This is a genomic window from Streptomyces beijiangensis (genome assembly GCF_017315755.1).
Lineage (GTDB): Bacteria > Actinomycetota > Actinomycetes > Streptomycetales > Streptomycetaceae > Streptomyces > Streptomyces beijiangensis.
In genome coordinates this window covers 1-10,003 of sequence record NZ_JAFLRJ010000209.1, presented here as the reverse complement: position 1 = coordinate 10,003, position 10,003 = coordinate 1, and the positions used below count along the sequence as shown (strand labels likewise).

10 protein-coding genes are annotated in these 10,003 nt (G+C 71.5%); 6 read left to right on the top strand and 4 right to left on the bottom strand.

Annotated elements, in window-relative coordinates; all coding sequences use genetic code 11:
* Positions 1-15: 15 nt before the first annotated feature.
* From J0695_RS22215 to icmA, 4 genes are all read left to right on the top strand, one after another.
* Entirely contained in the window at positions 16-1,305 is a 1,290-nt protein-coding gene (locus J0695_RS22215; RefSeq protein WP_206963886.1) for an MFS transporter, read from the top strand.
* A 10-nt stretch (positions 1,306-1,315) separates the two neighbouring features.
* Positions 1,316-1,825, top strand: coding sequence for a MarR family winged helix-turn-helix transcriptional regulator (locus tag J0695_RS22210; protein ID WP_206963884.1), 510 nt, complete (start codon positions 1,316-1,318; stop codon positions 1,823-1,825).
* A 43-nt stretch (positions 1,826-1,868) separates the two neighbouring features.
* On the top strand, positions 1,869-2,207 hold the full coding sequence (locus J0695_RS22205; protein ID WP_206963883.1) for a DUF3817 domain-containing protein: 339 nt from the start codon (positions 1,869-1,871) through the stop codon (positions 2,205-2,207).
* A gap of 80 nt (positions 2,208-2,287) precedes the next feature.
* Positions 2,288-3,988 (top strand): coenzyme B12-dependent isobutyryl-CoA mutase large subunit, encoded by a 1,701-nt coding sequence (gene icmA / locus J0695_RS22200; protein WP_206963885.1) that lies wholly within the window; start codon positions 2,288-2,290, stop codon positions 3,986-3,988.
* 54 nt (positions 3,989-4,042) lie between these two features.
* Here the strand turns inward: icmA and J0695_RS22195 are convergent, their stop codons facing one another.
* The 3 genes from J0695_RS22195 to J0695_RS22185 are packed head-to-tail and all read right to left on the bottom strand — an operon-like array spanning position 4,043 to position 7,175.
* Complete coding sequence (locus J0695_RS22195) at positions 4,043-5,122, bottom strand: aminoglycoside phosphotransferase/kinase family protein (protein WP_206963882.1); 1,080 nt, start codon at positions 5,120-5,122, stop codon at positions 4,043-4,045.
* Positions 5,116-6,501: a HAMP domain-containing sensor histidine kinase gene (locus J0695_RS22190; RefSeq protein WP_206963881.1), complete on the bottom strand. Its 1,386-nt coding sequence runs from the start codon at positions 6,499-6,501 to the stop codon at positions 5,116-5,118. The genes J0695_RS22195 and J0695_RS22190 overlap by 7 nt, the downstream gene beginning before the upstream one ends.
* A complete protein-coding gene (locus tag J0695_RS22185; protein WP_206963880.1) occupies positions 6,498-7,175 on the bottom strand; it encodes a response regulator transcription factor in 678 nt (225 codons plus the stop codon). The genes J0695_RS22190 and J0695_RS22185 overlap by 4 nt, the downstream gene beginning before the upstream one ends.
* A gap of 63 nt (positions 7,176-7,238) precedes the next feature.
* Between J0695_RS22185 and J0695_RS22180 the strand changes: the two genes are divergently transcribed.
* Both J0695_RS22180 and J0695_RS22175 read left to right on the top strand, forming a co-directional pair.
* Positions 7,239-8,423 carry a UDP-N-acetylglucosamine--N-acetylmuramyl-(pentapeptide) pyrophosphoryl-undecaprenol N-acetylglucosamine transferase gene (locus tag J0695_RS22180; RefSeq protein WP_206963879.1) on the top strand — a complete coding sequence of 395 codons (1,185 nt, stop codon included), beginning with the start codon at positions 7,239-7,241 and terminating at the stop codon, positions 8,421-8,423.
* Positions 8,420-9,427, top strand: coding sequence for an SDR family NAD(P)-dependent oxidoreductase (locus J0695_RS22175; protein WP_206963878.1), 1,008 nt, complete (start codon positions 8,420-8,422; stop codon positions 9,425-9,427). The genes J0695_RS22180 and J0695_RS22175 overlap by 4 nt, the downstream gene beginning before the upstream one ends.
* A gap of 16 nt (positions 9,428-9,443) precedes the next feature.
* Here J0695_RS22175 and J0695_RS22170 read toward each other — a convergent pair.
* A partial coding sequence (locus tag J0695_RS22170; RefSeq protein WP_206963877.1) for a TetR/AcrR family transcriptional regulator occupies positions 9,444-10,003 on the bottom strand: 560 nt, incomplete at its 5' end.

Here is a 10,003-nt window from a genome sequence, read left to right as displayed (position 1 = left end):
GCGGCCTCCGGCCGCTTGTCCTCAATCGCCGGACAGGCTGAAAAGGCCGGACGGGCTGAAAGTGCCCAATCCGCTGGTTATCGCGGTGTCTTTCGCGTTCCGGAGTTTCGGACCGTCTTTCTCGCCCATCTCCTCTCCCTCCTCGGCGTCGTCGTCAGTGAGATCGCGCTGACCGTCCTCGTCTACCACCTCACCGGGTCTCCCCTCCTCAGCGCCCTCACCTTCGCCCTCGGCTTTCTCCCCTACCTCATCGGCGGCACCCTCCTCGCCGGGGTCGCCGACCGCTTTCCCGCCCGTCGCGTGCTCGTCGTCTGCGATCTGGTCTGCGCCTCCTGCGCCGCCGCGATGGCCTTTCCCGGTACGCCCGTGGCCGGGCTCCTCGTGCTGCGGTGCGTCGTCGCCGTCGTCTCGCCCGTCTTCAACGGGACCCGTATGGCGACCCTCACCGACATCCTCGGCGGCGGTGACCTCTTCGTCCTCGGACGGTCCCTGCTGCGGATCGTGTCGCAGAGCGCGCTGCTCGCCGGGTTCGGTGCGGGCGGGCTGCTGCTGGCCTTCGTCTCGCCTCGCGGCGCCATGTGCGTCACCGTTTTCACCTTCGGCGCCTCCGCGCTGCTGCTCCGGTTCGGTACGCGGCGCAGGCCCGCCCGTGCGCAGGGCGGTGGCGGCGTGGCGCTGTTGAAGGACTCGCTCGCGGGAGCGCGGCTGGTGTTCGGCGACCGGCGGGTACGGGCGCTGACGCTGATGTTCTGGGTGTCGCCGATGTTCGCCGTGGCTCCGGAGGCACTCGCGGCTCCGTACGCGGGTGAGCTCGGGGCGTCCACCGGTGCGCTCGGGCTGCTGATGTGCGCGATGCCGGTCGGCACGATCGCGGGCGAGCTGTGGGCGGGCTCCGCGCTCAGCGCCGCCGCCCGCTCCCGGATCGTGTTCCCGCTGGCCGCCGTGAGCGTGCTGCCGCTGCTGCTGTACGCGGTACGGCCGGGGATCGCCCTCGCCGCGGTCGCCCTCGTGCTCACCGGTGCCACCGGGGCGTACACCCTGGGCCTGGACAAGTGGTACGTGGAGGCCGTCCCCGAGGAGATCCGCGGGCGGGCCATGACCCTGCTCACCGCGGGGATGATGACCGTCCAGGGCGTGGGCATGGCGCTGGCGGGTGTGGTCGCCGAGCTGGTGCCCGTGCACCAGGCCGTCGCGGGTGCGGGGGCACTGGGGACGGTGGCGATTCTCGTACTGCTGCGTGAGGTGCGGATCGTACAGAGGACCGAGGCGCGAGACGAGGCTGACCGCCATATGACCGGCGGGTAGGGTCGGGGCCGTGCCGAAGCCGCTCAGCCTTCCCTTCGATCCCATCGCCCGCGCCGACGAACTCTGGCAGCAGCGCTGGGGGCCCGTCCCCTCGATGGCCGCGATCACCTCGATCATGCGCGCGCAGCAGATCCTGCTGGCCGAGGTCGACGCGGTCGTGAAGCCGTACGGACTGACCTTCGCGCGGTACGAGGCGCTGGTGCTGCTCACCTTCTCCAAGGCGGGCGAGCTGCCGATGTCCAAGATCGGCGAGCGGCTGATGGTGCACCCGACGTCGGTGACCAACACCGTCGACCGCCTGGTCAGGTCGGGTCTGGTCGACAAGCGGCCGAACCCGAACGACGGACGCGGCACGCTCGCGTCGATCACCGAGAAGGGCCGGGAGGTCGTCGAGGCGGCCAGCCAGGACCTGATGGCGATGGAGTTCGGGCTCGGGGCGTACGACGCCGAGGAGTGCGGGGAGATCTTCGCGCTGCTGCGGCCCCTGCGGGTGGCCGCCGCGGATTTCGAGGAGAAGTAACCCGCCCGAAGATCGCCCGTTGCGTCCGGTTACGCTCGACTCCATGAAGAAAAGCGTGCTGACCCGCTACCGCGTGATGGCGTACGTCACCGGTGTCCTGCTGGTCCTGCTGACCCTGGGTGTCATCGCCAAGTACCTGCTCGACATGGACGGGGCCGCGAGCTTCGTCAGCGTTGTCGGTATCGCGCATGGCTGGCTGTACGTCCTCTACCTGGTGTTCGCCTTCGATCTGGGGTCCAAGGCGAAGTGGCCGGTCGGCAAGCAGCTCTGGGTGCTCCTCGCGGGCACGATCCCCACGGCCGCCTTCTTCGTGGAGCGCAAGGTCTCCCGCGAGGTCGAGCCGCTGGTCATGGACGACGGCCCGGCCGTCGCCAAGGCGTAGTACCCCCCGCCCGCACGGAAGTGTGGGCGGTTCGCCATCGACATTTACTAGGACGTCCTAGTAAATTCAAAGGTATGGGTATCGACGCTGACGCCATCGAGGAAGGCCGCCGTCGCTGGCAGGCCCGTTATGACGGGGCCCGCAAGCGGGACGCCGACTTCACCACGCTCTCCGGTGATCCGGTCGAGCCGGTCTACGGGCCTCGCCCCGGGGACACGTACGAAGGCTTCGAGCGGATCGGGTGGCCCGGCGAGTACCCCTACACGCGCGGGCTCCACGCGACCGGGTACCGGGGCAGGACCTGGACGATCCGGCAGTTCGCCGGGTTCGGGAACGCCCAGCAGACCAACGAGCGCTACAAGATGATCCTGGCCAACGGCGGCGGCGGGCTCTCCGTCGCCTTCGACATGCCGACGCTGATGGGGCGCGACTCCGACGAGGAGAAGGCGCTCGGCGAGGTCGGGCACTGCGGGGTTGCGATCGACTCGGCCGCCGACATGGAGGTGCTGTTCGCCGGCATCCCGCTCGGGGACGTCACCACCTCGATGACGATCAGCGGGCCCGCCGTCCCCGTCTTCTGCATGTACCTCGTCGCCGCCGAGCGGCAGGGCGTCGATCCCGCCCTCCTCAACGGGACCCTGCAGACCGACATCTTCAAGGAGTACATCGCCCAGAAGGAGTGGCTCTTCCAGCCCGAGCCCCATCTGCGGCTGATCGGCGACCTGATGGAGCACTGCGCGGCCGAGATCCCCGCGTACAAACCGCTGTCGGTCTCCGGCTACCACATCCGCGAGGCCGGTTCCACGGCCGCGCAGGAGCTGGCCTACACCCTGGCCGACGGATTCGGGTACGTGGAGCTGGGGCTCAGCCGCGGGCTCGACGTCGACGCCTTCGCCCCCGGCCTGTCCTTCTTCTTCGACGCGCACCTCGACTTCTTCGAGGAGATCGCCAAGTTCCGTGCGGCGCGCAGGATCTGGGCGCGCTGGATGCGGGACGAGTACGGCGCACAGTCGGACAAGGCCCAGTGGCTGCGCTTCCACACCCAGACGGCCGGGGTGTCGCTGACCGCGCAGCAGCCGTACAACAACGTCGTACGGACCGCCGTGGAAGCCCTGGCCGCGGTCCTCGGCGGGACGAATTCGCTGCACACCAACGCCCTGGACGAGACCCTCGCCCTCCCCAGCGAGCAGGCGGCCGAGATCGCGCTCCGTACGCAGCAGGTGCTGATGGAGGAGACCGGGGTCGCCAATGTGGCCGACCCGCTGGGCGGTTCCTGGTACGTCGAGCAGCTGACGGACCGCATCGAGGCCGACGCGGAGAAGATCTTCGAGCAGATCAGGGAGCGCGGGAGGCGCGCCCACCCGGACGGGGTGCACCCGATCGGGCCGATCACCTCAGGGATCCTGCGCGGGATCGAGGACGGCTGGTTCACCGGGGAGATCGCGGAGTCGGCCTTCCAGTACCAGCGGTCGGTGGAGAAGGGCGACAAGCGGGTCGTCGGCGTCAACTGCCTGGAGGGCTCGGTCACCGGTGACCTGGAGATCCTGCGGGTCAGCCATGAGGTCGAACGTGACCAGGTACGGGAGCTGGGCGAGCGCAAGGCGGCCCGCGACGAGGCGAAGGTCCGCGCCGGTCTCGAGGCGATGCTGGCCGCCGCGCGTGACGGGTCGAACATGATCGGGCCGATGCTGGACGCGGTACGGGCGGAGGCGAGCCTCGGCGAGATCTGCGGGGTGCTGCGCGAGGAGTGGGGGACGTACACGGAGCCGCCGGGGTTCTGACCGGGCCGGCCCGGTCCGGGCCGGGCCGGGCCTGGCTTGGCCGGTACGGCCTGGTCACGGAGGCGGGAAACCCAGCTCCGTGGCCAGCGCCCTGGCCTCGTCCGCCCAGCCCGCCAGGAAGGCGAGCGCCTGCCCGCGCTCCCGGTAGCGGAGTCCGGGGGAGACGGTGCGGGCGCCCCCGTAGTCCAACTGGCGTTCCTCGCCCGCCCGGCCGAGCATCAGCGCCGTCAGCCAGTCGTACTTGACCGCCGACGCGCACATCCCCAGCCGGACCAGCCGCGCGTCGCCGCGCCAGCCCGAACGGTGCAGGCCCGCCCGGTAGTTCCCGTACATCTCCCGCTCCAGGGCGGGGAGCAGAGCGGCAGGCAGGAAGAGGTCGAAGACGGTGTCGGGCACGTAGTTGCCGATGTCCTCGCCCAGCGCGCCGTCCCCGGTGAAGGCCCAGTCGACCAGGACCGTGGAGTTGTCCCTCCCGGACAGCGCGTTGGCGGGCCAGAGGTCCAGATGGCTGAGGGCGCGCGGGAGGGACTCCATGATCTGCAGGAACCACTCGCGCTCCGCGTGCAGCCGGACCATGGCCTCGCGCAGGCCGGCGGGGAAGTGGTCGCGGACCAGGGGCTGTTGCCAGGCGGCGTCGTCGTCCAGGAGGCTCTGGTCCTGCTCCTTGCCGATGTAGCCGCGCAGGAAGCGGCGGCTGAGCCAGGGGGCCTCGGTGTTCTCCGCCCCGTGGGCGCGGCCCAGCGCGTGGGCCAGCTGCCCGTGGCGGTCCATCGTCCACCCCGTGGCGGGTTCACCCCGTACGTCCTCCAGCCACAGCGCCACGTCCCCGTCGGCGCGGTCGACCGAGGCGAGCAGCCGGGGTGCGCGGATGCCGTACGGAATCCAGGCGTCGGGCAGCCCGGACTCGTACACATCCGCCTCGCGACGCCAGTAGTTCCAGTGCTGTGGATCCTCGGACGAGGCCCAGGCGGCGACTGTCTCCTTGTGTCTGCTGAGGACCTTGACCACTGCCGAGCGGCCGTTGTCGGCGGAGACGCGCCAGACGCCGCGGGTGACGCCGTTCCTGGGATTGTGGGTCAGGGTCTCGGCGCGGGCGGGGCCGCCGAGGATCTCCTGCGCTTCTGCGTTCAGCATGGGGAGAGGGTAGGCGGCCCAGGGGGCGGGTCAGGCAGGGTCAGCCGGAAGAGTGCCCCGCCGTCCGGTGCCTGTTCGGCGGTGAGGTCGGCGCCGTGGGCGCGGGCGATCTGGCGGGCCAGTGCCAGGCCGAGGCCCGAGCCGGGGAGGGCGCGGGCCGCTTCGGCGCGGTAGAAGCGGTCGAAGACATGGGGGAGGTCCTGGGCCGCGATGCCCGGGCCGTGGTCGCGGACCGTCAACTCGGTGGCGGTGAGCGTCACTTCGACCGTTCCGTACGGGGGCGAGAACTTCGCGGCGTTCGACAGCAGATTGGCCAGGAGGCGGGAGAGGCGGGCGGGGACTCCGGGGAGCGCGGGGTCGGCCTCGGTCCGTACGGTGAAGGTGATCTCCGGCCAGTGGCCGCGGGCCGTGCCCACCGTGTGGTCGACGAGCGGGGAGAGGCGGACCGTTTCGAGGAGGGGAGTGGGCTCCTCGTCGCGGGCCAGTTCGATCAGGTCGTTGACCAGGGACGTCACTTCGGCGATCTGACGGGCGAGGGCGGTGGACGCGCGCGCCCGTTGAGCTTCCGTCAGGCGCTCGGAGCGGGCGAGCAGTTCGGCATTGGTACGCAGCGCGGTGAGCGGGGTCCGCAGCTCGTGGGAGGCGTCGGCGACCAGACGGCGCTGAGCCGTGACCGAGCGCTCCAGCTCGTCCAGCATGGTGTTGAAGCTGCTGGTGAGGCGGGTGATCTCGTCGTGGCGGTCCGGTGTGGGCTCGATGCGGTGGCGTGGATCGCGGGTCGCGGTGATGTGCTCCGCCGTGGCGGTGAGGCGTACCACCGGGGCGAGACCGGTGCGCGAGACCCAGTAGCCGAGGGCGGCGGCGAGGAGGGCCCCGGCCGCGCCGATCGCCGCCAGGAGCCAGGCCGCCTGGTGCACTCCGCGCTCCACCGGGTCGGCGCGCAGGGCGACTTGAAGGGCGCGGTCCTTGCCGATCGGCGTGGTGAGCATCCGGGTGGGGTGACCGTAGAGCGTGATGTTGGTGTAGTACGGGGCCCGGTCGCCGGCCGCCACCTCGCGGGTCGCGGAGCCGACGGGCAGGAGATAGGCGGTGGCGGGATCCTTGGCCGCCGAGGCCGGGACGATCTGGCTGCACGCCGGGGCGGAGAGATAGCGGCACTCCCCGGCCAGCACGCCGGCACCGGCGTCGCGGTTCTGCTGGATGGCCAGGGTCGCGGACTGGGTGAGGTTGAGGTCGAGCTGGTGGTACAGCTCGTAACGGATCACGAAGAAGGCGGCCACGCAGACGCCGAGCGCGACGAGGGCGACCGCCGCGGACGCGGTGAGGGCGAGACGCGTGCGCAGGGGCAGGTTGCGCGGGGCGCGCCGGCGGCCGCTCACGGGAGGTCCAGCCGGTAGCCGATGCCGTGGACGGTGTGGACGAGGCGAGGCTCGCCGGCCGCCTCCAGTTTGCGGCGGAGGTAACCGACGTACACGGCAAGGGAGTTGGAGTCGGGTCCGAAGTCCTGTCCCCAGACCAGCTCCAGGATCAGCTCACGGGGGAGCACCTGGCCGGGGTGGCGCAGCAGGAGTTCAAGGAGCGCGGACTCGGTGCGGCTGAACTCCAGGGTGCGGGCGCCGCGGCGCCCGGTGCGGGTGGCGGGGTCGAGGGTGAGATCGGCGTACGCGAGCGAGGCGTCGTCCTCCGCGGGGGCCGCCCGCCGCAGGAGCGCCCGTACGCGCGCGATCAGCTCGTCCAGCGCGAAGGGCTTGACGAGGTAGTCGTCGGCGCCCGCCTCCAGGCCGTCCACGCGTTCGCTCACCGAGTCGAGCGCGGTCAGTACGAGCACAGGGGTGCGGTCGCCCGCCGCCCGCAACTGGCGGCAGACCCCGAGCCCGTCGAGCACGGGCATCATCACGTCGAGCACGACGGCGTCCGGCTGCCAGGTGGCGACGGAGGAGAGGGCGGCGAGCCCGTCGCCGACGCCCAGGACCTCGTACCCCTCGACGCTGAGGCCGTCCTCGACGGCCGCGCGCACCTCGGGCTGGTCGTCCACCACCAGGATCTTCGTCATGGTGCAAAGACTGTCAAATGCGGCTCTTAGAAGCTTCTTAACCCGCCTCGCGAGTGTTCGGCCATGCGGACAACGACTCGGACCCCCTCGCATCGGACCACCTCGACCCGGACCACGTCCGGCCCTCTCTCGGTCGTCATCGGCGCCGGCGGCACCGGTGGCCACATCTATCCCGGACTCGCGCTCGCCGACGCCCTGCGCCGGGCCGACCCCCGCGCCGTCGTCTCCTTCGTCGGTACGGAGCGCGGTCTGGAGACGCGGCTCATCCCCGACGCCGGGTACCGGCTGCACACCGTCGACATGATCCCCTTCGACCCCGCCCTCGGGGCCAAGCGCTATCTGCTCCCCGCCGCCCTGCTCAGGTCGGGCGTCCAGTGCCGCACCATCCTGCGCGAGCAGCACGCCCAGGTCGCGGTCGGGATGGGCGGCTACCCGAGCGCACCCGTCATCCTCGGCGCCCGGATGGCCGGTCTGCCCAGCGTGATCCACGAGTCCAACGCCGTTCCCGGCCGCGCCAACCAGTTCGCCGCCCGCCTCACCCCGCACCTCACCGTCGCCTTCGACCGCAGCCGCGCCCATCTCACCGGCGGCCAGAACGCCGAGACCGTGGGCATGCCCATCGCCGCCCCCATCGCCGCCCTCGACCGGGCGGCGATGCGCGACGAGGCCCGGCGCGCCCTCGGAGTCCCCGAGGGCGCCCGGCTCGTCCTCTTCAACGGCGGCAGCCTGGGCGCCGCCCGGCTCACCGAGGCGGCGGTCGGACTCGCCTCACGCTGGCAGTGGCGCGACGACGTACACCTCCTGATCAAGACAGGACCGGCCGCCCTGGACGCGGCCCGCATACGCCTCGCCGACGAGGGCGGCGACCGTATCGCCCGCGCCGTCCCCTATCTCGACCGCATGGAACTCGCTTACGCAGCCGCCGACTTGATCGTCTGCCGGGCCGGTTCCGCGACCGTCGCCGAACTCGCCACCACCGGGGTCCCCGCCGTCCTCGTCCCCTACCCGCACGCCCCCGGCGACCACCAGACCCACAACGCCCGCGTGCTCTGCGACGCCGGGGCCGGACTCCTGCTCCCCGACGCCGAGACCACCGCCGACCGCCTCGCGGAGCTCGCCGGGCCGCTCATCGAGAACCCCGCACGCCTCGCCGCCATGAGCGGCGCCGCACACCCCTCCACCCACGCCCGGGCGGCCGACCTGCTGGCCGCCATCGTCATCGAGCACGCAACGGAGTACGCAGCATGAGCAGCACCACGGCCGGCCCCTGGAAGAACCGCACCGTCCTCGTCACCGGCGCCGAAGGCTTCATCGGCTCGACGCTCGTCGACCTCCTCGTCGAACAGGGCGCGAACGTACGGGCCTTCGTGCACTACAAGCCGTACGCGGAGAAGGGCCACCTCGCCCGACACATCGGCCCCGCCGGTCAGGTCGAGATGCTCGCGGGCGACGTCCGCGACGCCGGACGCGTCAGCGACGCCGTGGCCGGCTGCGACACGGTCTTCCATCTCGCCGCGCTCATCGGCATCCCGTACAGCTACGACTCCCCGGGCGCGTACGTCCAGACGAACGTCACCGGCACCGAGAACGTCGCCGAGGCCTGCCGCCGCCATTCCGTGCGCCGCCTCGTCCACACCTCCACCAGCGAGGTGTACGGCACCGCGCGCACCGCCCCCATCAGCGAGAGCCACCCGCTCCAGCCGCAGTCCCCGTACTCCGCCTCGAAGATCGGCGCCGACATGATGGCGCTCTCGCACTTCCACGCCTTCGAGCTGCCGGTGACGGTGGTCCGCCCCTTCAACACGTACGGCCCCAGGCAGTCCGCGCGTGCCGTGATCCCCACGATCCTGGCCCAACTCCACTCCGGGGCACGGGAGATCAAGCTCGGCTCGCTCTCGCCGACCCGCGACTTCACGTACGTCACCGACACCGCCAGGGGATTCCTCGCCCTGGCCGACTGCGACCGGGCCCTGGGGGAGGCGGTCAATCTCGGTACGGGCCAGGAGATCTCGATCGGCGACCTGGCGCACGCGCTCATCGCCGCCTCGGGCCGGGACGCCGAGGTCGTCGTGGACCCCGCCCGCCTGCGTCCCTCCGGCAGCGAGGTGCAGCGACTGCTCTCCGACAACACCCGCGCCCGCGAGTGGGCGGGCTGGGAGCCGCAGGTCTCACTGACCGAGGGGCTGTCCCGTACGTCCTCATGGATCGCGGAGAATCTGCGCCTCTTCGCCGCCGACCGCTACCAGGTGTGACCCACGCGGGTGCGGCTCACTCCTGAATGCTTCCGAGCCCCGACACCAGCAGCAGCGTGAAGCTGTGCGCCCACGCCTCGTCGATGGGCTCACAGCTCACCAGGGTCCGGTGCACCACGGCCCCCGCGATCACATCGAAGATCAGGTCCGCGTTACGCGCCGCCGCCTCCGAGTCCTCCTCGTACGGCAGCTCCCCGCGCGCCTGGGCCCGCTCGCGGCCGATCAGTACGAGCCGTTTCTGCCGGTCGACGATGGCCGTACGGATCCGCTGCCGCAGCGGCTCGTCGCCCGTCGACTCCGCGACCACCGCCATCAGCGCGGTCTTGGTCTCCGGTCGCTCCAGCAGTGCCGCGAACTGCAGCACCACGCCCTCCACGTCGGCCAGCAGGCTTCCCCGGTCGGGCAGTTCGAGCTCGTCGAAGAGGACCGCCACCGCGTCCACCACCAGCTCGTTCTTGCCCGCCCAGCGCCGGTAGAGGGTGGTCTTGGCCACCCCTGCCCGGATTGCCACATCGCCCAGCGTCAGCTTGGACCAGCCCAGTTCGACCAGGGCGTCCCTGGTCGAACTGGGCTGGT